This window comes from Sphingomonas sp. CFBP9019, assembly GCF_034045155.1.
Taxonomy (GTDB): domain Bacteria; phylum Pseudomonadota; class Alphaproteobacteria; order Sphingomonadales; family Sphingomonadaceae; genus Sphingomonas; species Sphingomonas aerolata.
In genome coordinates this window covers 633,556-655,461 of record NZ_JAXCWK010000004.1, presented here as the reverse complement: position 1 = coordinate 655,461, position 21,906 = coordinate 633,556, and the positions used below count along the sequence as shown (strand labels likewise).

22 protein-coding genes are annotated in these 21,906 nt (G+C 69.3%); 12 read left to right on the top strand and 10 right to left on the bottom strand.

Translation table 11 applies throughout. The features are described from left to right. Window positions 1-6 precede the first annotated feature (6 nt). From SOM18_RS14845 to SOM18_RS14820, 6 genes are all read left to right on the top strand, one after another. Window positions 7-810 (top strand): SDR family NAD(P)-dependent oxidoreductase, encoded by an 804-nt coding sequence (locus tag SOM18_RS14845; RefSeq protein WP_031439758.1) that lies wholly within the window; start codon window positions 7-9, stop codon window positions 808-810. After that, entirely contained in the window at window positions 807-1,319 is a 513-nt protein-coding gene (locus tag SOM18_RS14840) for a peptide-methionine (S)-S-oxide reductase (RefSeq protein WP_031439757.1), read from the top strand. Before SOM18_RS14845 ends, SOM18_RS14840 begins: the two co-directional genes overlap by 4 nt. Beyond that, on the top strand, window positions 1,316-1,813 hold the full coding sequence (locus SOM18_RS14835) for a metallophosphoesterase family protein (RefSeq protein ID WP_031439756.1): 498 nt from the start codon (window positions 1,316-1,318) through the stop codon (window positions 1,811-1,813). Before SOM18_RS14840 ends, SOM18_RS14835 begins: the two co-directional genes overlap by 4 nt. Before the next feature lie 32 nt (window positions 1,814-1,845). After that, a complete protein-coding gene (locus tag SOM18_RS14830; protein ID WP_031439755.1) occupies window positions 1,846-2,166 on the top strand; it encodes an HNH endonuclease in 321 nt (106 codons plus the stop codon). 151 nt (window positions 2,167-2,317) lie between these two features. Continuing rightward, the gene (locus tag SOM18_RS14825; RefSeq protein WP_320481896.1) at window positions 2,318-5,188 is read left to right on the top strand and encodes a TonB-dependent receptor domain-containing protein; all 2,871 of its coding nucleotides are present in this window, start codon (window positions 2,318-2,320) and stop codon (window positions 5,186-5,188) included. Window positions 5,189-5,338: 150 nt separating this feature from the next. Next, window positions 5,339-5,704, top strand: coding sequence for a DUF4440 domain-containing protein (locus SOM18_RS14820; RefSeq protein ID WP_031395307.1), 366 nt, complete (start codon window positions 5,339-5,341; stop codon window positions 5,702-5,704). A gap of 38 nt (window positions 5,705-5,742) precedes the next feature. Here SOM18_RS14820 and SOM18_RS14815 read toward each other — a convergent pair whose 3' ends face one another. Genes SOM18_RS14815 through SOM18_RS14805 form a run of 3 tightly spaced genes read right to left on the bottom strand, consistent with a single transcriptional unit; the run spans window position 5,743 to window position 9,739 of the window. Next, window positions 5,743-7,965 carry a molybdopterin cofactor-binding domain-containing protein gene (locus tag SOM18_RS14815; RefSeq protein WP_320481895.1) on the bottom strand — a complete coding sequence of 741 codons (2,223 nt, stop codon included), beginning with the start codon at window positions 7,963-7,965 and terminating at the stop codon, window positions 5,743-5,745. After that, window positions 7,962-8,453 carry a (2Fe-2S)-binding protein gene (locus tag SOM18_RS14810; RefSeq protein WP_056407115.1) on the bottom strand — a complete coding sequence of 164 codons (492 nt, stop codon included), beginning with the start codon at window positions 8,451-8,453 and terminating at the stop codon, window positions 7,962-7,964. The genes SOM18_RS14815 and SOM18_RS14810 overlap by 4 nt, the downstream gene beginning before the upstream one ends. Next, a complete protein-coding gene (locus SOM18_RS14805) occupies window positions 8,450-9,739 on the bottom strand; it encodes a cytochrome c (RefSeq protein WP_320481894.1) in 1,290 nt (429 codons plus the stop codon). The genes SOM18_RS14810 and SOM18_RS14805 overlap by 4 nt, the downstream gene beginning before the upstream one ends. A 211-nt stretch (window positions 9,740-9,950) precedes the next feature. Here SOM18_RS14805 and SOM18_RS14800 point away from each other — a divergent pair, with 211 nt between their 5' ends. Continuing rightward, on the top strand, window positions 9,951-10,970 hold the full coding sequence (locus SOM18_RS14800; protein ID WP_052380837.1) for an alpha/beta hydrolase: 1,020 nt from the start codon (window positions 9,951-9,953) through the stop codon (window positions 10,968-10,970). Here SOM18_RS14800 and SOM18_RS14795 read toward each other — a convergent pair. Further along, a complete protein-coding gene (locus tag SOM18_RS14795) occupies window positions 10,936-11,877 on the bottom strand; it encodes a 3-keto-disaccharide hydrolase (protein WP_052380836.1) in 942 nt (313 codons plus the stop codon). The genes SOM18_RS14800 and SOM18_RS14795 overlap by 35 nt on opposite strands. 105 nt (window positions 11,878-11,982) lie before the next feature. Here SOM18_RS14795 and SOM18_RS14790 point away from each other — a divergent pair, with 105 nt between their 5' ends. Continuing rightward, window positions 11,983-12,777: a ThuA domain-containing protein gene (locus SOM18_RS14790; protein ID WP_031439496.1), complete on the top strand. Its 795-nt coding sequence runs from the start codon at window positions 11,983-11,985 to the stop codon at window positions 12,775-12,777. A gap of 2 nt (window positions 12,778-12,779) precedes the next feature. On the opposite strand, the gene SOM18_RS14785 is transcribed toward SOM18_RS14790, so the two are convergent. Beyond that, window positions 12,780-13,451 carry a DUF6445 family protein gene (locus SOM18_RS14785; protein WP_042466538.1) on the bottom strand — a complete coding sequence of 224 codons (672 nt, stop codon included), beginning with the start codon at window positions 13,449-13,451 and terminating at the stop codon, window positions 12,780-12,782. Between the two features lie 113 nt (window positions 13,452-13,564). Here SOM18_RS14785 and SOM18_RS14780 point away from each other — a divergent pair, with 113 nt between their 5' ends. Beyond that, window positions 13,565-14,248, top strand: a complete 684-nt coding sequence (locus SOM18_RS14780; RefSeq protein WP_031439494.1) for an HPP family protein — start codon at window positions 13,565-13,567, stop codon at window positions 14,246-14,248. A 38-nt stretch (window positions 14,249-14,286) separates the two neighbouring features. Here the strand turns inward: SOM18_RS14780 and SOM18_RS14775 are convergent, their stop codons facing one another. Genes SOM18_RS14775 through SOM18_RS14765 form a run of 3 tightly spaced genes read right to left on the bottom strand, consistent with a single transcriptional unit; the run spans window position 14,287 to window position 18,627 of the window. Then, window positions 14,287-16,107: a methyl-accepting chemotaxis protein gene (locus SOM18_RS14775; protein WP_320481893.1), complete on the bottom strand. Its 1,821-nt coding sequence runs from the start codon at window positions 16,105-16,107 to the stop codon at window positions 14,287-14,289. Next, on the bottom strand, window positions 16,097-18,136 hold the full coding sequence (locus SOM18_RS14770) for a TonB-dependent receptor plug domain-containing protein (protein WP_320481892.1): 2,040 nt from the start codon (window positions 18,134-18,136) through the stop codon (window positions 16,097-16,099). The genes SOM18_RS14775 and SOM18_RS14770 overlap by 11 nt, the downstream gene beginning before the upstream one ends. 2 nt (window positions 18,137-18,138) lie before the next feature. Next, complete coding sequence (locus tag SOM18_RS14765; protein ID WP_320481891.1) at window positions 18,139-18,627, bottom strand: YfiR/HmsC family protein; 489 nt, start codon at window positions 18,625-18,627, stop codon at window positions 18,139-18,141. A gap of 243 nt (window positions 18,628-18,870) precedes the next feature. Here SOM18_RS14765 and SOM18_RS14760 point away from each other — a divergent pair, with 243 nt between their 5' ends. The 3 genes from SOM18_RS14760 to SOM18_RS14750 are packed head-to-tail and all read left to right on the top strand — an operon-like array spanning window position 18,871 to window position 20,517. Beyond that, complete coding sequence (locus SOM18_RS14760) at window positions 18,871-19,956, top strand: Ca2+-dependent phosphoinositide-specific phospholipase C (RefSeq protein WP_320481890.1); 1,086 nt, start codon at window positions 18,871-18,873, stop codon at window positions 19,954-19,956. Further along, a complete protein-coding gene (locus SOM18_RS14755) occupies window positions 19,953-20,093 on the top strand; it encodes a hypothetical protein (protein WP_320481889.1) in 141 nt (46 codons plus the stop codon). The genes SOM18_RS14760 and SOM18_RS14755 overlap by 4 nt, the downstream gene beginning before the upstream one ends. A gap of 13 nt (window positions 20,094-20,106) precedes the next feature. Next, window positions 20,107-20,517, top strand: a complete 411-nt coding sequence (locus tag SOM18_RS14750; RefSeq protein ID WP_320481888.1) for a barstar family protein — start codon at window positions 20,107-20,109, stop codon at window positions 20,515-20,517. Window positions 20,518-20,532: 15 nt separating this feature from the next. Here the strand turns inward: SOM18_RS14750 and SOM18_RS14745 are convergent, their stop codons facing one another. Together SOM18_RS14745 and SOM18_RS14740 are read right to left on the bottom strand one after the other, a co-directional pair. Then, window positions 20,533-21,009, bottom strand: a complete 477-nt coding sequence (locus tag SOM18_RS14745; RefSeq protein WP_320481887.1) for a hypothetical protein — start codon at window positions 21,007-21,009, stop codon at window positions 20,533-20,535. A gap of 53 nt (window positions 21,010-21,062) precedes the next feature. Then, on the bottom strand, window positions 21,063-21,899 hold the full coding sequence (locus tag SOM18_RS14740; RefSeq protein ID WP_192140445.1) for an NPP1 family protein: 837 nt from the start codon (window positions 21,897-21,899) through the stop codon (window positions 21,063-21,065). Between the last annotated feature and the right edge of the window lie 7 nt (window positions 21,900-21,906).

Here is a 21,906-nt window from a genome sequence, read left to right as displayed (position 1 = left end):
TTTCACATGGATCTGGGTATCAAGGGGCGCATCGCGCTGATCAGCGGCGCGGATTCCGGCATGGGCAAGGAAACCGCACGGCTGCTGCTCGAGGCCGGCGTGCGCGTCGCGATCACCGATCAGCCGGGCGGCACGCTCGACACGGCGCTCGCCGAACTGTCGCCGCTCGGCGAGGTGGTCGCGGTGACCGGCGACGTCACCAGCCTCGATGATGTCCGCGCGATCTGGGCCGAGGTGCGCGAGCGGCTCGGTGATCCCGACATCTATGTCAACGCCGCGGGCGTGACGGGCGCGACCGGCGACTTTCTCGACGTCGACGATGCCGGCTGGGAGCAGACGCTCGACATCAACCTCATGGGCGCGGTGCGCATGTGTCGCGAGGCGATCCCGGCGATGCGCAAGGGCGGCTGGGGCCGGATCGTGCTGTTCGCCTCCGAAGACGCGGTCCAGCCCTATGTCGACGAACTCGCCTATTGCGCGTCGAAGGCGGGCATCCTCGCGCTCGCGAAAGGGCTGTCCAAGGCCTATGGCGGCGACAATGTCCTCGTGAACACCGTCTCGCCCGCGTTCATCGCGACGCCGATGACCGACAAGATGATGCGCAAGCGCGCCGAGGAACGCGGCGAGAGCTTCGACGCGGCGATCGACAGCTTCCTCGAGGAGGAACGCCCGGGTATGGTGCTCAAGCGCCGCGGCAAGGCCGAGGAAGTCGCCGCCGCCGTCGCCTTCCTTTGCTCGGAGCGGGCGAGCTTCATCAACGGTGCAGGGATACGCGTCGATTCCGGCTCGGTGTTCACGATCGCCGGATGACGGAACAGCGCGTGCACCGGATCGGGTTCGGCGGCGGGTGCCACTGGTGCACCGAGGGCGTCTTTCAGGCGCTCCGCGGCGTGCAGACGGTCGAGCAGGGCTTCCTCCAGTCCGAGGCCCCGTCGGACGCCTGGGCGGAGGGCGTGATCGTGACGTTCGATCCCGCCGCCATCAGCCTGGCGACACTGGCCGAGGTCCATCTGCGCACGCATTCGGCGAAATCCGGCTATTCCCCCGCCGGACGCTATCGCAGCGCCATCTATGTGTTCGAGGACGGCCAGCGCCCCGACGCCGAAGCGGCGATCGCCCGGTTCGCAGCCGAGAGCGCTGAGCCGGCCCGCACGCTGGTCCTGCCGTGCACCGGCTTCCGGCCCTCGGACGAGCGCTTCCAGAATTACTACCGGACCGATCCAGACCGGCCCTTCTGCCGCCGCTACATCGATCCCAAGCTCGACTATATCCGCACCCATTTCGCCGCCGTCGCCCTGCCCGCGGAGCCGCGCGCGTGAGCGTCTTCTTCACCGCCGACACGCATTTCGGCGACCACCGCACGATCAACATCGCGCGCCGGCCGTTCGCCGACACCGCCGCGATGGACACAGCGCTGATCGACCGGTGGAACGCCGTCGTCGGGCCGCAGGACGTGGTGTGGCACCTTGGCGACGTCGCGCGTCGCTCCGAGGACGTGGCCGGGCTGCTCGCGCGGCTGAACGGGACCAAGCACCTGCTGCGCGGCAACAATGATCCCGATGCGACGCTGGCGGCACCGGGCTGGGCCAGCGTCGCCGACTATGCGGAGATCACGCTCGACGACCGGCGGCTCGTCCTGTGCCATTACCCCTTCCGCAGCTGGAACGGCCAGCACCGCGGCGCGCTCAACCTGCACGGGCACAGCCATGGCCGGCTGAAGCCGATGCTCCGCCAGTTCGACGTCGGCGTCGATGTCGATGGTCACGACTATGCGCCGGTCCGGCTCGACCGCCTGCTCGCGCCCCGGCGATAGGTGCGAGGAGAATGGGCGGACGCGTGAAACGGATGGCCGGACTGGCCGAGGCGGCGGCACGGACCGCGCAGGCTGCGGACGACGCGCCCTGCGCCCTATGCGGCCGCCCGCTCGGCCACCGCGTCGAGCGCCACCACGTCGTCCCCAAGAGCGAGGGCGGTACACAGACCGTGCCGGTCCATCCGATCTGCCACCGCACCATCCACGCCTTCGTCGCCAACCGCGACCTCGCCACCAGCTATGCGACGATGGACCAGCTCCGTGCGCGCGAGGATATCGCCCGCTACCTGCGCTGGATCGTCGACAAGCCCCCCGACTTCCGCGCCCCCACGCGCAAGCGCAGCGCCCCCTGAACGGACCTTGGTGGTGTAACCCGCAAGCAACACCCGTTTCGCAATTTACCATTGCTGATCGTAACGGAGCAGCAACATATGGTCATAAAAACCATTTTCGTCGTAACCATGGTGCACCGCCGTAAAACGGGGTGTCACAAGGGGGACAGAAATGCGTTGGACGAAATGGATGATGCGCTCGTCGCGGATGGCGATGGGCGCGGGCCTGCTGATCGCGGCCAATGGCGCCGCGGCGCAACTGGCGACCGACCCCCAGACGCCCACCGCCCCCGCGGCGACCGAGGCCCCCACCGAAGACATCATCGTCACCGGATCGCGCATCCGTCGCGACCCGCTCGATCAGCCATCGCCCGTCATCACCGTCGATGAGAACGCGATCGCGCGCACCGGCCTGTCGTCCGTCGCGGACATCCTGCAACGCCTGCCCGCCTCGTCGGGCGGCCTCAATTCGAAGTTCAACAGCTCGGGCAATTTCGGCAACCCGCCCGATGGCGGCGGCGTCGGCGCGGGCTCCGCGGTGCTCGACCTGCGCTATCTCGGCCCCAAGCGGACGCTCGTGCTCGTCGACGGCCTGCGCTTCGTCAACGGCGCGTCGGCCAGCGGCATCCCGGCGACGGTCGATCTCAACTCGATCCCGTCCTCGATGATCGAACGGATCGAGGTGCTGCAATCGGGCGCCTCGACGCAATACGGGTCCGACGCGATCGCGGGCGTCGTCAACATCATCACCAAGCAGAACCAGAAGGGGTTCAAGGGATCGGCGCAATATGGCCAGTATCTCGGCGACAATGACGGCAAGACGCAGGATTACCAGCTGAGCTACGGCTTTGGCAGCCAGGGCGTGCACGTCGTCGCGGGCGGCTATTACACCAAGCAGGAATCTGTCAGCGCCGCCGATCGCGACATCTCGCAATTCCCCAATCCGGGCCAGACCAGCTGCGCCGAACCCATCGGCGGCTGCTCCAGCTTCACGCCCTTCGGCCGGTTCCTGGTGAACGGCCAGAACATCACGCTGCGTGGCCCCGTCGCCAGCGGCCGCCCGGTCTATGACCCGACGCTCGCGACCGGCGACTTCAAGGCGTTCACCGCCGCCGATCGGTTCAACTTCGCCCCGCTCAACTATTTCCTGACGCCGGTCGAGCGGTTCGGCGGCTTCGTCAACACGCGCGCCGAGTTTTCGGAGGCGCTCAATCTGCGCGTGAAGGCGGTCTATAACCGCCGCAATTCGCAGAACCAAGCGGCGTTCCTCCCACTCGGCATCGGTCCCGACGTCGGCAACGGCAACATGCTCGACACGCTCTCGGTCGATGCCACCAACCCGTTCAACCCGTTCGGCGTGACGCTCGTCCCCGGGCAGAACTACACCGCGATCTTCCGCCGCCTCGTTGAGGCGGGGCAGCGCACCTACAGCCAGCAGGTCGACACCATGTCGCTGACCGGCACCCTGGACGGCAAGTTCCAGATGTTCGGGCACAACTGGTATTGGGATGCGAGCGCGGTCATCGGCTATAACGATGCCAAGCAGCTGTTCACCGGCAACATCAACGCCGCGCGCCTCGCCCGCGCGATCGGCCCGATCAGCCAGTGCACCGGCGAATGCGTGCCGTTCAACTTCTTCGGCGGGGTCGGCTCGATCACCCCGGCGATGCTCGGCTATATCGGCTTCGACGAACGCGACCGCAGCCGCCAGAAGCTGAACGACTATACCGCCAATATCTCCGGCGAGCTGTTCGACCTGCCCGGCGGGCCGGTCGGCATCGCGGTCGGCTATGAGCATCGCTATCAGTTCGGCAGCTTCACGCCCGACCCGATCATCCAGGCGGGTCTCGGCGCGGACATCCCGGCACAGGCGGCGAGCGGCAAGTTCAACGTCGACGAGGTCTATGGCGAAATCCGCCTGCCGCTGCTGCGCGACATTCCCGGCATCGCCTCGCTCGAGCTGAACGGCGCGGTCCGCCATTCGAACTATTCGACCTTCGGGGGCAATACGACGCTCAGCGGCGGCGCGTTGTGGAAGCCCGTCAGCGACCTGCTGCTGCGCGGCCAATATGCCGAATCGCTGCGCGCACCGTCGATCGGCGAGCTGTTCGGCGCGCAGTCGCGGTTCGACGCCTCGATCGACGATCCCTGCACCAGCGCCGCGGGCGGGCTGTTCCAGTCCAACCCGACGGTTCGCGCGAACTGCGTCGCCAACGGCGTGCCCGGCAATGGCAGCTATGCCGAACCCTCGGGCCAGTTGCCGGTGCTCACCGGCGGCAATAGCGAGCTGCGCCCTGAAACCGCCCGGACGCTGCTGTTCGGCGGCGTGTACAGCCCAAGCTGGGCCCGCGGCGGCACGCTCTCGGCGCTCAGCCTCGAGGTCAATTATTACGACATCAAGGTCGACGACTCGATCGCGTCGATCCCGGCCCAGGTGCTGCTCAGCCGCTGCGCCCAGACCGGCGACGCGCTCAGCTGCGCGGCGGTGCGGCGTGCCCCCAGCGGCATCGTGACCGCGATCAACGGCCTGCTGCTCAACACCGGCGGCATCCGCACCAAGGGCATCGACGCGACGCTGACGGTCCGCTCGGGCGAAACCGGCGCCGGGCGCTTCGGCCTCTACGTCTCGGGCAACTATCTGCTCAAGTACAGCGAGCGGACGCCCGCGACTGACGGCTTCGTCACGACCGACTATGTCGGCACCGAACGCGGCTCGCCCGATCAGACCTATCCGCACTTCAAGGGACTGGGGACGATCGACTGGTCGGTGGGGCCGGTCACCGCGAGCGTCACCGGACGCTATATCGACAATGTCGACGAAATCGCTGCGGAGAACGCCCTGAAGAGCCGCCTCTACGGCGACGTCCAGCTCCAGTTCCGGCCGGCCTGGCTCGATTCGAAGCTCGCGCTGACCTTCGGCGTGAACAACGTCTTCGACAAGGATCCCCCCGCCTGCTTCAGCTGCAGCCTGAACAACTTCGACCCGACGACCTATGACATCCCGGGCCGGTTCGGCTACCTGCGGCTCTCCTACGGGCTGTAGGACGAGGGCTGCCGACCGGCGCGTCGGTCGGCAGCCACACAGGCGTCGGAAACATAGGATGCTCCGATCGCCAAAAGACCCTCGTCTCACCGATTGTGAGGAACGAAGTAGGCCGTCCCCGCGCTCGACCCCGACAGAAGGAGACGAGCAATGGACGACACCAGGGTCTGGGCATTTGAAGAAAGCCTGTGGACGGGCGACGCGGACCAGTATCACACGCTGATCGACGACGAATGCGTGATGGTGCTCCCCGAGCAGCCCTTCGTGATGACCGGCGCGCAGGCGATCGAGGCGGTCGCCGATACGCCGCGCTGGTCGGAGGTCCGGTTCAGCGAACAGCAGATCATGCGCCCGCAGGAAGGTCTGATCGCGATCGCCTACAAGGCCGAGGCGAGCCGCGAAGGCGCAACCGGCTATACTGCCTATTGCACCACCACGATGCGCCGGCTCGAGCATGAGGAATGGCGCGTGGTCCAGCACCAGCAGACGCTCGCCCCGGTCGCCGGCGGCGCCTGAGCCGACCAATATGGCGGTCACCCCGTGACCGCCGATGATCAGGAGCGCGTCGCCAGCCCCCCCGCCAGCGGCATGCTCCTGGTCCTGACCCCCGTTGCCGCCGCCAGCGCATTGGCGAGCGCGGCGGCGGTGGGCCCCTGCGCGCACTCGCCCGTGCCGAGAAACGGCGTACCCGGCCGGTCGATGACCTCGACGACGACGCTGTGCGGCACGTCCGCGAACCGCAGGATCGGATAGCCGCTCCAGTCATAATCGGTCCGGCGCGTGCCGTCGTGCCCCGCGGCCTCGTAGGCGGTCCAGCTCAGCGACTGGAGCAACCCGCCCTCGACCTGGTTGCGGATGCCGTCGGGATTGACCGCCTCGCCGCTGTCGACCGCGACGACCGCGCGGTGGACGACCAGCCGCCCTTCGTCGGGGATCCGCTCGACATCGAGCGCGACCGCGCAATAGGCGCCGTGATTCTTGTAGCGCGCAAAGGCGAAGCCCCGCCCGCGATTGGGCCGGGGCCGATAGCGGCTCCACCCGAACCGCGCCGCCGCGCGCCGAATCACCTCTGCAGCGCGCGGATCGTCGAGATGCGCCAGCCGGAACGCGACCGGATCGCGCCCCGCCGCCGCCGCCAGCTCGTCCATCGCACTTTCGAGCGCGAAGATGTTCAGATGCGCGCCCAACCCGCGCAGCGCCGACACCCGCACCGGCATGTCGGGCAGGAACTGGCTGACGATGCTCTGGTTGGCGAAGCGATAGAGCGGGATGGCGTTGCGATCGCCGCCGCCATTGGGCTGCGGGATCGGCTTGGGCGGCGTCGGCACGAACGGCGGCACCACCTCCACGCCCGCGAGCAGGTCGCCCGCCGCTACCGGCCGCGTGCTGTGCGTGTTGCTCCACACCTGATGCCGCCAGTCGACGATCCGTCCCGACGCATCGAGCGTCGCGTCGATCTGCGCGAGCATCGCCGGGCCGAGCGGTTCCCAGCCATGCTCCTGCTCGCGGCTCCATTGCAGCCGGACCGGAACGCCGGGCATCGCACATGCGACCAGCGCGGCATCGCCCGCGACGTCGTCCGCCCCATTATGCCCGTAACAGCCCGCCCCCTCGCGGTGGACGCAGCGGACGCGGTCGGCGGGCATCGCGACCAGCTCGGCGATCGCGGTGCGCAGCGGCTCGACGCCCTGGCTGTGCGTCCAGACCGTCAGCTGTCCCTCGGCCATCAGCGCCACCGCGCAGGACGGTCCGATCGCACCGTGCATCAAATACGGCCGGTCGTACCGCGCGGACAGCCGCCGCACGCCCGGCGCAGCGGCCGCGTCGCGCCGCGTGTCGATCACCTTGCTCTCGCGCCGCATCTCCAGCAGTCCCGCGGGCATCGGCGGCAGCGCGGGCACGGCGTCATCGCGTGCCCATTTGCCCTGGTTGGCGACGCGCAGCGCCTGTTCGAGCGGCCATTCGCGCGGACCGACGATCGCCGCGAACCGCCCGACCTGCACGACCCGCGCGACGCCCGGCTGCCGTCGCAGCGCGGCAAGATCGGGCGTCAGCCGCGTCCCCGACGACGGCCCGCGCAGGACGCGCGCATGCACCATGTCCGGCAGCCGCATGTCCTGCACATAGCTCGGCAGCCCGGTCAGCTTGGCGGGCAGGTCGACGCGCGGCACCGGCCGCCCGATCAGCCGCCGCGCCGCCACGGGCTTGCGCGGCACATCGGCGCGTGCACGCACCGCCAGCGACGTCGACGCGGCGAGCTCGGCATAACTCGCACGCCGTCCCTGCCCGTCCAGCACGACGCCGTCGCGCGTGAACAGCGTCGTCGCCGCCACCCCCCAGCGCGCCGCCGCGGTCTCGGCAAGCAGCAGCCGGACACAGGCGGCGGCATTGGCGATCGCGGTACCGCTCTGCTCGAGCGTCTGGCTGCCCGCGGTCACCCCCTCGTTCGGGGTCAGCGCAGTATCCGCGGTGATCAGGTCGACCCGCCCGATCGCGACGTCGAGCTCGTCGGCGGCCAGCTGCGCCATCGCGGTCTTCACGCCGGTCCCCAGTTCGACCTTGCCCGTGAACACCGTGACCCGGCCATCGGCACCGATGCGGATCCACGCGTCGAGATCGGGGAATTTGGCGAGCGTCCCCGGCAAATCGGGCGCGACGGTCGGCGGTCCGCCGCTGCCCTCGCCGCCGCCGGTCTGTGCCAGCCCGGCCGTCGGCGCGAGCGCGAAGGCGACCAGAAGCCCGCCGAGCACGTCGCGCCGCGACGCCTGTCCGCTCACGTCACCGGCTCCGCAGGCTCGACCACCCCGCCGCCGCGCATCACCGCCGCGCGCCGTACCGCGCGCAGGATCCGCATATGCGTCCCGCACCGGCAGAGCGACGGCGCCATCGCGCTGCGCAGCTCGGTTTCGGTCGGCGTGACGGTCTTGCGCAACAGCCCCTCGGCGCGCGCGATCATCCCGGGGATGCAATAGCCGCATTGCGCCGCCTGCTCGTGCAGGAACGCGCGCTGGACGTCGCCCGGCGCCGCCGCGCTGCCCAGCCCCTCGACCGTCGTGACCGTGCGGGTACCGACCGCACCGACGGGCAGCAGGCAGGCAAAGACCGGCCGGTCGTCGACCAGCACGGTGCACGCCCCGCATTGCCCCAGCCCGCACCCGAACTTGGCCGCATGCAGCCTCAGGTCGTCGCGCAGCACATAGAGCAGCGGGGTGGCGGGATCGACATCGACGCGCGCGGTCGCCCCGTTGACGGTCAGGTCGATCATTCACCCTCCTTGCGCGCCGCAGCGACGTCTTTCTCGAGGTCTGGCCAAGCCGGCCCCGTCCCGTGCCGGGCCTGGAGATAGGCGACGACCTCCGCCACCTGCCGGTCGTCCAGCGCATCGGCAAAGGCGGGCATATAGGGCCCACGCGGCGCGACCGGCGGTTTCAGCCCCTTGAGGATGACCTGGATCGTGTCGCGCGGGTTCGCCTCGTGCAGCGGCGTGCCGAGCGGCAGCGCGGGACGCCCGGCGACCATCATCGCCGCCCCCGGCTCGTGGCAGACCGCGCACGCCCCCGCATACAGCCGCGCGCCCTCGGGATGCCGCTGGCTCGCGAGCGCGCGACGATCGGGCAGCCGCGGCTCGGCCCGCGCGGCAGGCGCAGCGCGCATCTGCCACGCATAATAGGTCGCGAGCGCGCGGACATCGGCCGGCGCCGCACGCGCGAGATTATAGGTGACCGGCCCCATTGGCCCCGCCGCCGCGGCATGCGCGGTGCTGAGCCCTGTCCGGAAATAGGCGTCGAGCCGCTCGACGGTCCAGGCGCGGACCGCGGGCGAGCGCGCGTTGATCGGCGGCGCATACCAGCCGCCCGACCAGCCGCCGTCATAGGCCCGGTCGCCGCGCTTCTCCTGCTGCAACAGCCCGCGCGGACTGTGACAGGCGGTGCAATGCGCCAGCGTCTCGCCGATATAGCGCCCCCGGTTCCACACGGCCGACTGGCGCGGATCGGCGACCACCGGCTGCGGATCGAAAAACAGCAGCTTCCAGCCCGCCAGCAGCGGCCGGAAGCCGAGCGGCGGGATCATCCGGTTCGCGGGCGGCACTGCGCGCACCGCCGGCCGGGTCATCAGGAACGCGTAGAGCGCGTCCACATCGCCGTCCGCCACGCCCGCATAATGCGTATAGGGAAAGGCCGGATAGAGATGGCTGCCGTCGCGCCCGACGCCCTCGCGCATCGCCCGGCGAAACGCGGCTGGCGACCATGATCCGATCCCGGTCGCGGAGTCGGGCGTGATGTTGCTGCCGTAGATCGTCCCGAACGGCGTCTTGATCGGATAGCCGCCCGCATAGGGACGCCCGCCCGCCGCCTGATGGCAGCTGACGCAATTGCCCAGTCGTGCCAGATTTGCACCGCGCGCGACCAGCGCGGGATCGAACTGCCGGGGATCGGGGCGCGTCACGCGGGCGATCGCGGGCCGGTACGCGATTGCTGCGAACGCGATCCCGCACAGGCCCAGCAGAACCGCGGCGATGACGACGATGCGCCTGATCCCGGGCCGGCTCATCCTCGCCTAGACCCTTGCGTCGCCGAACGCCGTCATACGCATCGTCTCGTCTCCCCCGTGTGACATCGGACGCAGGGGCCGATCGGACGGGGATTGAACGATCCGGATGCCGACAATCTCCCCGCGCCGGGAGATAATCCCGACCCGCCGCATCGATTCGCACCGTGCCCGCGCTGTGCTAGGCTGACCCGACACTATGCGGGGGGCGGAGATGCGCGAGATCCTGACGGCGGCGGCCCTGCTGGGCGCCGCGTTGACCGTGTCGGCAACAGCTGCGCAGACCCCAGCGCGGACCACACCCCCACCGGCCCCCGCGCCGGCACTCCGGGGTACGCTGGCCGGCCCGTTCGAACTCCGGTCGCAGCGCTTTCCCGGTACGGTCCGGCGCTACTGGGTCTATGTCCCGTCAGGCTATGATCCACGCCGCCCGCCCAATCTGCTGCTGTTCCAGGACGGGCAGCGCGCGACGAATCCGGCAGGGTCGCTCAGGGTCCCCGCGGTCCTCGACACGCTGATCCTGCAGCACGCGATTCCGCCGACGCTCGGCATCTTCGTGACCCCCGGTCACCGCGCGACGCACTATCCCGACACGCTCGGCATGGCCAACCCGGATCACCGGGTGGAGGAATATGACGCGCTGTCCGACGATTATGGCTGGATGACGCTCAACGAACTGCTGCCCGCGGTCGCGGCACGCTGGCGGTTCGCCGACGATCCGAGGCGCCGCGCGATCGGCGGCACGTCGAGCGGCGCGATCGCCTCTTGGACGATCGCCTGGCGGCATCCGGAAGCGTTCGGCAATGTGATCAGCTTCATCGGCAGCTATACGTCGATCGGCCTCACGCTCGGCCCGGACGGCGCACCGCGCACGCTCGGCGGCGACCTCTATCCCGGGCTCATCCGCAAGAGCCCGATCCGCCCCTTGCGCATCGTCCTGCAGGACGGGGCCGCCGATCTCGACAACGAACATGGCAACTGGTTTCTCGCCAACCAGCAGATGGCAAAGAGCCTCGCATGGGCCAATGCGCAGGCCGATGCGGAGCACCGCCCGGGCCCGCGCTACGACGTCCGAACAGCCTGGACGCGCGGTGGCCATTCGGACGCGGACGGCGGCGCGATCCTGCCCGACATGCTGCGCTGGATCTGGCGCGACCAGCCCGCAGCCGCGGACGCCCCGCTCCCTACTGTCCCGCCCCCTACTGCCCCACGACGATCTTCGGCAGGGTCGTGATCGGCTCGACCGTGATCGCGCGGAACCAGGTCTCGGCGCCTTCGGATTGCAGCTGGATCTGGCCATGCGTCAGCGGCCGCCGGCCGTCGGGGCCGATCGTCGCCAGATCATGCACTTCGCCGACCGGTACGCCGTTGACGACATGCACCGCGCGGTCGCCGACGACATAGAGGTCGAGCGTGTTCCACGCGCCGACCGGCCGTTCGGCGTCGGTCGCTGCCTCGACGTTCCAGGTCGGCGTGCCGTTGACGATGTCGATCTCGCGCCCCCCGGCACGGAAGCGGAGATGCGGTTCGACCAGCGACGGATCGAACGTCACCCCGGTACGACCGCGCAGCTTGCTCCCCACCGCGACGATCATCCCGGTCGATCCGGTCATGATCTCGAACTCGACCGACGGCCGCCACGTGCCGAAGACCTCGCCCGGCGCGCCATGGGTATGATAGAGCAGGCCGTTGTTGCGCGGCTGCGTCGCGCGCGGCGCCCAGGTTTTGGCGCCCCATTTGAACTGCAGCCGCAGGTGATAGTCGCGAAGGTCTGCCTCGTGGACCAGGCTGCCCCAGGTCTCGCCCTTCACCCAGATCGCCGGCGCCCCGTCGACGCTGCGCACCGCGAAATCGCCCTTGGTATCCCGGCTCGTGCCGATCGGCGGCGTGCCCGGCTTTGCCTGATAGGTGATCGACGGGTCGGGATAGCCGAGCCACGCGGTCCAGCCCGTGAGACTGCGTCCGTCGAACAGCGCGGTCGGCTTGCCCGTCGCCACGGGAACGTCGGTCAGCGTGAGCCGCTGCGGCCCCGCGGCGGGCTCGCCCGCAATCGCCCGCGCCCGGTCCTGTGACGTCTGCGCGGTCGCAGGCGCGGACACCAGCATCAGCGCGACCAGCGCGCGCTTGGATCTTCCAGACATTCGCCCTCAACTCCCCCATCATATTTATGACCCAGCATAGCGCGTTATCGCTACCAGTTGAACTCCGATGGTCCCACGCGCTAGGACCGGGCGGGAGATTGCACGATGCTCAAGATGTTGGCGCTGGCCGCCCTGCTCACCACGGCGCAGGCCGCGCCCGATCCGCATTTGCCGAAGGCCACGACCGACACCGTCGCCCCCGTGCTGCCCAAGGGCCTGCAACGCGCGGTGCTGATCGTGTCGAAGACCAATGGCTGGCGGCATATCGAGCATATCCCGCACTCGAACCGCGTACTCGCCGACATCGTGCAGGGCCTGGGTCGGACAAGCTACGCCACCGAGAATGCGGCGGTCTTCAACGACGAACAATTGCGCCACTTCTCCGTCGTCGTGCTCAACAGCGCCAGCGGCGCCTTCCTGACGCCAGACCAGCGCGCGGCCTTCGCCCGCTTCGTCGCGCGTGGCGGCGGCGTCGTCGCGCTGCATGCCGCGGGCGACGACAGCCACACCGACGCCTGGTATAGCGACACGGTGATCGGCACGAAGTTCATCGGCCATCCGGGCGGCGAGGATCAGTTCCAGCGCGCGCGGCTCGTCGTCGATCGCCCCGACCATCCGGTCATGGCGGGGGTGCGCCTGCCCTGGACCGCGGTCGACGAATGGTATTCCTTCAACGCCAATCCGGCCGCCCGCGGCATGACCGTGCTCGCGACGCTCGACGAGGCGAGCTACCGTCCGGGCGCGAAGCTCGCGATGGGCACGCACCCCGTCATCTGGACCAACCCGCGCACCAAGGGCCGGGTGGTCTATTCGGCGCTCGGCCATTTGCCAGAGGCCTATGACGATCCGACCTATCGGCGCGTGCTCGTCAACGCGATCCGCTGGGCGGGCCGGCCATAGCCTCATTCGATCGCGAGGAACGCGGTGATCGTCAGCCGCCCCGCCGCCGGATCCGCCGACAACACCGCGTCGCGCGCGATCGCGCCGCTGTGCAGCACATAGCTGCGGTACAGCAGCGCCCGGTTATAGGCGGCATCGACCAGCGCGGTCCGCTCGAACCACGCGGTATCGTCGGCGATATAGCCGTGCGGCGGCATCGCCGCGACCTCGCGGCCTAGCCGTTCGAAGAAGTCGGGCGCGCGCGTCTCGTCGACCGTCTCGAACCCGGTGGCGCGATGACGGAAGAAGGCGGTCCCGTCGCGGTTCGTCGGCGACAGATAATGGATCAGCGCGACCCGGTCGCGCGCATAGGCATCGACATGCGGCAGTCGTTGCCGGATCTCGAGCGCGTCGGGCGTCACCGTGACGATCGAGAATTGCGCATCGACGACATGGATGCGGCGGCACGGCCCGAAATCGCGGCCCAGCGCGCGGGCGATCCGCGGAAGCTGGTCGGCCAGATAGCGCTCGGGCAGCGCCGCGCGCAGACCGGGATAATGCTCGCCCGCGGATCCGAACGCCGCGTCCGCCGCGGCCTTGCGCAATCCGTCCGGATCCTCGGCAAAGCCGTCGATGATCACCAGCGGCTCCGCCTCCCGGCCGATACGCCGCCTGGTCACATCCCCCAGCATCATGCCTGCCCATCATCCATCTTTACCGTCCTCTAGCGATCCCGGTGACGCGCGACATAGCGAAATGCACGGGCGCAGCGTAGGGGCGGCACGCTCAGCCACACGGACGATCGCTCATGCCCCTGCCCCGCGCCAAAGCCTTCTGGGCGAAGGCCTTTCCTGCTGACCGTCTGCTCGGGGGCGTCGGCGCCTGTATCGGCATCGCGCTGACGATGCTCGTCTGCGTTGCGCTGCTCCCCGTCGGCGACGTTCCCCAGATCGTCGCGCCGCTGGGGGCGTCGGCGGTGCTCGTCTTTGCGGTCCGGTCGAGCCCGCTGGCGCAGCCTTGGCCGGTGATCGGCGGCAACACGCTGTCCGCCGCGATCGGCGTCGCCGCGTTTCAGCTCATCCCCGACGCCAGGCTGGCCGCGGGTGTGGCGGTCGGGGCTGCGATCCTGGCGATGTCGCTGCTCCGCTGCCTGCACCCGCCCGGTGGCGCCGCGGCGCTGACCGCGGTGATCGGCGGACCCGGCATCCATGCGGCGGGCTACGCCTTCGCGCTCGTCCCCGTCGCGCTCAATTCGGTCGTGCTCGTGCTGGTCGCCGTCCTCTTCTACCGCGTGACGCGGCACCCCTATCCGCATCACAGCGCGCTGCCCCCCGCCGCGATCGCGGCCGACCGCCGCGCCGCGGGATTTCACCCCGACGACATCGACGCCGCGCTCGAGGATATGCACGAAAGCTTCGACATCGCCCGCGACGATCTCCACGCGCTGCTCGCCAAGGCCGAACTTCACGCGCAACGCCGCCAGCGCAGCTGAGCGCGGACCGGGTCTCGCGGCGCCTCAGTCCGGCAAGATCACGCGACTTGCCGTTGCTTCCGATCAGGACCTGCGTCATCGCCAAGGAAATGGCTGGTAAAGGCATGCGCGTCGTCGGCCAGTGACTGCAGCGTCCGCTTGAGCATCGCGCCGGTCCGCTGGACCTCGTCGACCGAAGCGAGGTTGCGATCGACCGACGATGCGATCTGCTGGCTCGCCTCGGTGAGCATCTGGCTGCGGTCCTCGACCGCCTCGATCCGCCCGTTGAGCTGTTCGATCGCCTGCGCCTGCGCACGCGACATCGCCGCCACCCGGCCCGCACCGTCGTCCATGCCGTTGATCAGCGCCCCCAGACTGCCCGTGCTCGCCACGACCGACCGGATCTGGTCCTGGACCGCCTCGATCTTCGAGCGCACGTCGCCCGCGCTCGCGCCCGTCCGCGTCGCCAGCGACTTGATCTCGGCCGCCACCACCGAAAAGCCCGCGCCCGCAGGTCCCGCGCGCGCCGCCTCGATCGTCGCATTGAGCGCGAGCAGGTTGGTCTGCTTGGTGATCGCACTGATCACGTCGACGATCTGCTCGATGCTGCTGGCCTGTTCCTGCGACAGCGCGACGGTGTCGTTGGCACTGCGCGCATGGTCGCTGATCGACCTTGCGGCCAGGCTGGTTCCCGCCACCTCCCGGTCGATCTCCTCGAAGGTGTGCGCCAGCAGATGCGTCTCCTTGCCCGCCTCGAGCATCTCGGTCGCGAACAGCTGCGCGATCGCGTCGAGCTCCTGTGCCAGCCGGCGATTGCCCTCGATCGTCTCGTGCAGGCTGATCGCATTCGCCTCGAGCAGCGCCATCGCCTCCTGCGCCTCGCGGATGATGCCGCCGACCTGGCGTTCGAACGCCTCGGCCAGCGCGGCCAGCGTGGCCTCGCGCTCGCGCCGCGCCTGCGCCTCGACCTCGGCGATCGCGCTGGCCTGGCGCGCCTTTTCCTCCTCGGCATGGAGGCGCAGCAGCTCGGCCTGATCCGCGAGGCGTTTCGCATCCTCGCGCTGCGTCTGGAACGTCGTCAGCGCGGTGACGACCAGCCCCAGCTCGTCATGCCGCTTGAGCGTCGACAGATCGATCGCGGCCTCATGCATCACCGCGTCCGTCGCCGCCGCAATATCGGTGATCGAACCGATGATCGATCGCCCGATCACATAGGCCATCACCAGGCTGCCGCCCGTGCCGACGAGCAGGACGAGCAGCAGGATCGCGATCGTGACATGCGTGACCAGCAGCGCCCCCGATGCCGCCTGCCCGGCGCGGCCTATCCCCGCGGCGGTCACGCGCCGGATCCGCGCATCGATCTGCTGCGCATTGGCGCGAAACGGGTCGACCATCGCCGCGGTGCTGGCAAAGTCGACCTCGAGCATCGACGTCAGCACGTCGACGGTCGCGGTATATCGGTCCAGATCGGCGAGCACCGGGCCCAGCTGTGCGCGCTGCCCGGCGTGGCTGCGCCCGTAGCCGACCAGCGCCGTACGGACCCGGGCCAGATCGCGGTGGATCGCCGCCACCTGCCCGTCGACCGCGATCGTCGGCGTCGCCGCCTTCGTGACCAGCAGGTGATAGACGTTCGCGTTGGCGATATCGAACCGCTGCGTAATCGCGTTGAGCTGCTTGATATCGCGCATGTCGCGATTGACGATGTCGTCGACGCTGCGCCCGGTGATCAGCAGCGCCGCGGTGCTGGCCAGCGCCATCACCACGAACAGCACCAGCATGATGACCGGCGTCGCCGCGACCTTGACCGCGATCGGCCGGTCGGCGAGCGCCAGCCTGCGGTCGAGCCGGTCCGACAGCCGGAAGAACGCGTTAAAGCGCAAGTCGCACCCCTGCACGCACGCGACGATCCGCCGGGATCGGCGATACCGCGGCGCCGTCGGCCAGCGCCAGATTTTCGCCCGCGACATAGACTTCGAGCGCGGAGGTCAGCCGCAGCCCCGCCCGTGCATCGAGCGCCACCGCGTCGTCGACCCGGTAGAGCAGCAGCTGCGGCGTCGACGAGAAGGCGAATTGCCGCGTCGACGAGGTGTAGCGCGCGACCCCCGACAGCGACAGTCGCCCGATGTCATAGCCGAGCGCCAAATTGGCCTTGTGGACCGGCGTCGTCGACTGGGGCGACAGCGCATAGGGGATCGGCAGCGTCAGCGACGCCAGCTGCTCGTCGGTGTGCGTCCAGGTATAATTGGCGCGCCATGTGAGCGCACCGACCGCGCCCGACGCCGACACCTCGGTGCCATAGGTGGTATAGTCGCCGATCGCCGTGAACCGCGCGACGAGCGAGGGCAGCGGGGTCAGGAACAGCTCGGTCTGCAGGCCGTCGCCCGGCGACGCGATCGCATTGTCCGTCTTCGTCACGAACGCGTTCGCCTCGATCTGCGTCCCGCCGATCGTCCGCGCATAGCCGACCTCGCCGCTCCACACGCCGACCGGATCGATCCGCGGCGACCCTGCCACGAAGATCGGCACCGGCGCCGGGGTGATGATCGGCAGGCGGATCCCGTAATTCACCAGCGACGGCAGCTGGTAGCCGCGACCGCCATTGATCCGCAGCTGGCCGCGCGCATCGGTCTGGACGAGCAGCGCGACGTTGAAGCTGAACCGCGTGAAGGCCCGGTCGAAGTCGCTCGCCACGTCATAGCTCGGCTGCGCGATCGCGCCCGCCTGGTGCAGCCAGAGCCGGTCGATCCGCGCCGCCGCGGTGATCGAAATCGCCTCGTCCGGATGCAGGTCGAGCATCGCATTGGCCGATCCGACGTCATAGGAAATCCGCTCGGCGAACTGATAGGCCGAGCGCAGCCGGTTGTTGCGATATTCGCCGCCGAGCCGCAGCGTATCGCTCTTGCCCAGCCGGACCAGCGTCGACGCCTGGGTGACGATGATCCGGTTCTTGAACCCGAGCGGCTCGGTCGCATCCGCCGTCGCGCCGACGCCATATTGCACATCGAGCCAGTTGACATAGCCGCCCAGCGTCACGCCGCCCCAGCCCGTGTCGCGCGTGGCCGAGGCATGGACGTTGTCGCTGCGATAGCGCTGGTTCGACAGCAGCTGGCTCGGCAGATACTCGGCCTGCCGATTGGTCGAATGGCCGCCGCCCAGCACCGTCTCCAGTCCGTCGAACGAACCGGTGATGTCGCCCGACACCTGGTCGCTCGCGACGTCGCTGACCATCGCCGGGCGCAGCAGCGACGTCGGGATGCGACGCTCGTCCTCGCGCGCGCGGACCCCGGCCAGCCGGATCCCGATCGCCGGGGTGACGGGCAGCGTCACCGACCCGGCAAGCCGGCTGATGTCGTGATTGCCGAGCTCGGCGGTCGCGGTGACGGTCGGCGTCTGGCCGACGCGCCGGGTGATGATGTTGACGACACCGCTGGCGGCGTTGAACCCGAACAGCGCGTTTGCCGGCCCGCGCACCAGCTCGATCTGCTGGATCTCCTCAAGCTGGACGCCCAGGAGATTCCAGTCGGTCATGCCATAATGATCGAGATAGACCTGGCGTCCGTCGACCAGCACGAGCAGCCGCGCATTATAGGTCTGCACGCCGCCGCGCACCGACACGTCGCTCTGCCCCGCGGTCCAGCTGTTCACGTCGATGCCGGCATGCGTCTTCAGCAGCCCGGGTACGTCGCGGGCGGGCGACCGGGCGATATCCTCGCGCGTGATGATGATCGCCGACGCGGGCAGTTCGGACGCGCGCTGTGGCTTGCCCGTGACGCTGGTCGTCACCGGCTCGCCGATCGTCTCCTGCAACGCCTGGTAATCGACGGCCTGCGCACCTGCGACGGCCGGGCACAGCACTGCACCGGCCGTCAGCATGGCGCGCAATCCGGTGGCGAAAGTCGAAACGGTCATCGTTAAATTTCCTTGATCAGCATCAGGAATGCCGACCCGAATCTGATATTGGCAGCACGTGCCGCGGCGCGATTGACGGTGATCTGGGTCTTGGGGCCCGAGGTGATGCCGACCACGCACCGCGCGGTCTGCACGCAGGCGGGATCCGACGAGATCGTCAGGACGGACGATCTGGCGGCCGCGGCGGCGATGCCGGCATGCTCCGGGCGCAACCCCGTCGTGACAAAGGCGAGCCGGAATCCGGCCAGCGACCCGATCGCGCCGACCGGCACGCGGCGGGCGCGGATCGCACTGCGTCCGGCGGCCAGCCCCGATCCGCTCGCCCGCTCGATCGCCGCCGCCTCGGCCTCCGATGCCGCATTGCCCGGCTCGAACACGATCGCCGCGGCGACCGTCCCCGCCGGACCGGGCTGAAGGAACGACACGACCCGCGCCGCGATCGGCACGTTCAGTTCCGCGGACAACGGCGTCGCGCTGCCCAGCGCGGCCACGCCGCACATCCATATCCAAGGTCTAAACACGCTGTCCCCCACTGAGGGGACAGCGAGTATCACCCGATATTGTCCAATTAGTTAATGGCTTAGAGACCGCGATACACAATCTGCGGCCCTATCCCGCAAGCCGCCGCGCGCCCAATTAAGACGGTCGCGTAACAGAACGGTCCTCTGCGCGTCATCTGGCGCGGCCATAGCCCGCGGACGACGCCGGCCGGGCGCCAACAGGGCAGAACAATCATGCGTATCTCGACGATGCTGCGGGCGACCGCGGCGGTTCTCCCCCTCGCCATGCTCGCAGCTACGGCCACCGCCAAAAAGGCCGAACCGCTGCGGATCAACGACATCGCCGTCATCGGCACGCACAACAGCTACAAGCAGCCGATGCCCGCCGCGACGATGGCGAAGGTGCGCGCGGCCGAACCCGCGATGGCCGACGCGCTCGACTATGCGCATCGCAGCCTCGTCGACCAGCTCGACGCGGGCGCGCGCCAGCTCGAGATCGACGTGAACTATGATCCGCAGGGCGGGCATTATGCGCGCGGATCGTCGGACCCGAAGCTGCAGCGGCCGGGCTTCAAGGTGCTGCACATCCCCGGCATCGACAATGCGTCGAGCTGCGTCCTGCTCACCGAATGCCTGGGAATCGTCCGCGACTGGTCGGCCCGCCATCCGCGTCACGTCCCGATCCTGCTGATGTTCAACGCCAAGGACGAGCAGAACGCCGCGCGCGGCGGCATCGACGCGCTGCCGTTCGACGCGGCCGCCTATGACGCGCTCGATGCGGAGATCCGCTCGGTGCTCGCGCCGGCCAGGCTGATCGTGCCCGACGACGTGCAGGGCCGCTATCCGACGCTCCGCGACGCCGTCCTCGCCGACAACTGGCCGCTGCTCGAGGCGTCGCGCGGCAAATTCCTATTCGCGCTCGACGAGCCCCCCGCCAAGGTCGCGGTCTATCGCGGCGCGCGGCGCTCGCTCGAAGGCCGGGTGTTCTTCATCAACACCGACGAGGCGTCGCCCGCCGCCGCCTATCTGACGCTCAACGACCCGGTCCGCGACGCCGAACGCATCCGCCGCGACGTACGCGCAGGCTTCCTCGTCCGCACCCGCGCCGACGCCAACACGCGCGAGGCGCGCGCCAATGACGGCGTGCCGCGCGACACCGCGCTCGCGGGCGGCGCGCACTATGTCTCGACCGACTATCTCTGGCCCGATCCGCGCTTCGCCGGCGGCTACCGCGTCGCGCTCCCCGACGGCCATGTCGCGCGCTGCAACCCGGTCCGCATCGCGAAGCAATGCGGCGACCTCGAAGGATCCGCAAAGTGAAACCGGTCGTCGTCGCCACGCTGCGCACCGCCCCCGACTTCCGCCGCGACATGGACGCCGCGCGCACGGAACTCGCGCACGCCGCGGGCGCTGTCCCCGATATGTCGCAGTGCCGGATCGAGGCCGGCGCCAGCTAGCAGACGGACCAGCATGCGGATGATCGACGACCCCAGGGCCACGACCCTCACCATCGCCGGCCGCGCGATCCGCGACATTGCGAGCTTCTACGACGAGATCAACCGCGTCTTCATGGCGGGCGAGGACTGGTCGCTCGGCCCCAGCCTCGATGCGCTCGATGACCTGTTCTACGGCAGCTACGGCGCGCTTGCGGGCAAGGCGCCGGTCATCCTCGTCTGGCAGGATATCGAGACGAGCCGCGCCGCGCTCGGCATCGACGCCACCAGAGCCCATCTCCGCGCCAAGCTCCAGAACACGGCCTTCGACGCCGCACGCATCACCGCCCAGCTCGACGCGCTCGAACAGGGCCGCGGCGAGACCTATTTCGACACCATCCTGACCATCATCGCCGACCACCCCAACATCCACCTCGTCCGCGCCTGACCCGCCGCAGTCGGGTTATCGCGGCGTCACCGATGCACGGATGTGGAACAGGTTGTCGGCGACCTCGTCCATCGGGAACGGCACCGCCAACCGGTATCCGTCGGCAGCGAGCGCCGCGGCGAGCCCCCCCAGCAGCATCTCCTGCCGCCGGTCGAGATCCGCCTGCCCGGTCACCGGAGGGATCGTCGCGGTCAGCGTGCAGCGATCGTCGCGGCAGGTGATCGTGACGTCGGACAGCAGCGGGTAGACGGTGCGAAGATGCGCGGCCGCGACGTTCGCGGCAACCGGTGCGACCGCGGCCGGCCTCGCCGGTCGTAATGGCCGGATTCTGGCGACGGGGATGGTCGGGGCCCGCACGACGGCGATCGCGGTCGCTGCGACGTCGCGCTGCCGCTGGCGCCAGCCGACGACGATCGCGCCGAACAGCACGACCATGATCGCCGCCGCGATCCAGCCGAACGACGGTGAAGGACGGACGGGGCGCAGCGGCATGCGGCCTCCGGTACCGCCCCGCGTCGCCATTGGCGGCGCGGGGCGGGGCTGGATCAACAGAGCGTCGAGCCCGACGGGCAGCCCGGCGAATCGGCGCCGGCATCGACATTCGCATTGAACCCCGGCGCGATGCCGCCGGCATTGGCGGCGGCCAGCGTGCTGGCGAAGCGCGCTTCCTTGTTGTCGAAGTTCGCGCCCTTGAAGTCGTAGTTCGACACCGCGTTGCGGACGGCGACCGACGGATAGCCGTTCCAGCTCACCAGCGGCTGGATGAGCCACTGGCCGGTACCGTTCTCGGCCGGCTCGTCGCCGCCATCGGTCTTGGAAAAGCGCCACAGGTGCGAAAAGCCCCAGGTCTCGTAATGGAAGACGAGCTTGACGTGTTCGCCACTCGCATCGCTGACGAAGCGGAGCTGGCCGCCGCTGGTCGGACGCGTATCCCAGTCGCCGTGATCGCCGCGGGTGACACCGACGACCCGGCTGCTCGTGCCCTGGTCGGTGGTCCAGACGATGATCGATTCCCAGTCGAACGCATGCGAGAAGTCCGACTGCCAGAAATAGCTGTAGACCCGCCCGCAATAGCCGTTGTTGCAGCGGCTGCGCGCATAGACGTTGCTTTGCGTGCGGTAGTTCGCGGCGCGGCACGATGCCGGCGGGCGCGTCGCATAGGTCGAGGCGGCCGGGCTGATCGCGCCCGACGCGTCGACCGCGGGGACGTTGAAGCAGACGTCGGTGTCGAAGTCGACCGCCGGCTGGAAGCGCTTGTCGAGCGCGGTGGCACGTTCGGGCAGCGGCGCAACCGGCGACGGCCAGCCCTGTCCAAGCGCGGGCGATGCCAGCAGCGCCGCGGCCAGGCCGACGGCGGACAACAATGTAGCTTGGCTTTTCATGCAAACT

Coding starts and splice junctions, on each gene's coding strand:
- SOM18_RS14800 (WP_052380837.1), top strand. CDS start 9,951: ATGCGCGAGATCCTGACGGCGGCGGCCCTGCTGGGCGCCGCGTTGACC.
- SOM18_RS14825 (WP_320481896.1), top strand. CDS start 2,318: ATGCGTTGGACGAAATGGATGATGCGCTCGTCGCGGATGGCGATGGGC.
- SOM18_RS14795 (WP_052380836.1), bottom strand. CDS start 11,877: ATGTCTGGAAGATCCAAGCGCGCGCTGGTCGCGCTGATGCTGGTGTCC.
- SOM18_RS14830 (WP_031439755.1), top strand. CDS start 1,846: ATGGCCGGACTGGCCGAGGCGGCGGCACGGACCGCGCAGGCTGCGGAC.
- SOM18_RS14810 (WP_056407115.1), bottom strand. CDS start 8,453: ATGATCGACCTGACCGTCAACGGGGCGACCGCGCGCGTCGATGTCGAT.
- SOM18_RS14840 (WP_031439757.1), top strand. CDS start 807: ATGACGGAACAGCGCGTGCACCGGATCGGGTTCGGCGGCGGGTGCCAC.
- SOM18_RS14740 (WP_192140445.1), bottom strand. CDS start 21,899: ATGAAAAGCCAAGCTACATTGTTGTCCGCCGTCGGCCTGGCCGCGGCG.
- SOM18_RS14760 (WP_320481890.1), top strand. CDS start 18,871: ATGCGTATCTCGACGATGCTGCGGGCGACCGCGGCGGTTCTCCCCCTC.
- SOM18_RS14845 (WP_031439758.1), top strand. CDS start 7: ATGGATCTGGGTATCAAGGGGCGCATCGCGCTGATCAGCGGCGCGGAT.
- SOM18_RS14805 (WP_320481894.1), bottom strand. CDS start 9,739: ATGAGCCGGCCCGGGATCAGGCGCATCGTCGTCATCGCCGCGGTTCTG.
- SOM18_RS14770 (WP_320481892.1), bottom strand. CDS start 18,136: ATGACCGTTTCGACTTTCGCCACCGGATTGCGCGCCATGCTGACGGCC.
- SOM18_RS14790 (WP_031439496.1), top strand. CDS start 11,983: ATGCTCAAGATGTTGGCGCTGGCCGCCCTGCTCACCACGGCGCAGGCC.
- SOM18_RS14820 (WP_031395307.1), top strand. CDS start 5,339: ATGGACGACACCAGGGTCTGGGCATTTGAAGAAAGCCTGTGGACGGGC.
- SOM18_RS14745 (WP_320481887.1), bottom strand. CDS start 21,009: ATGCCGCTGCGCCCCGTCCGTCCTTCACCGTCGTTCGGCTGGATCGCG.
- SOM18_RS14785 (WP_042466538.1), bottom strand. CDS start 13,451: ATGATGCTGGGGGATGTGACCAGGCGGCGTATCGGCCGGGAGGCGGAG.
- SOM18_RS14780 (WP_031439494.1), top strand. CDS start 13,565: ATGCCCCTGCCCCGCGCCAAAGCCTTCTGGGCGAAGGCCTTTCCTGCT.
- SOM18_RS14750 (WP_320481888.1), top strand. CDS start 20,107: ATGCGGATGATCGACGACCCCAGGGCCACGACCCTCACCATCGCCGGC.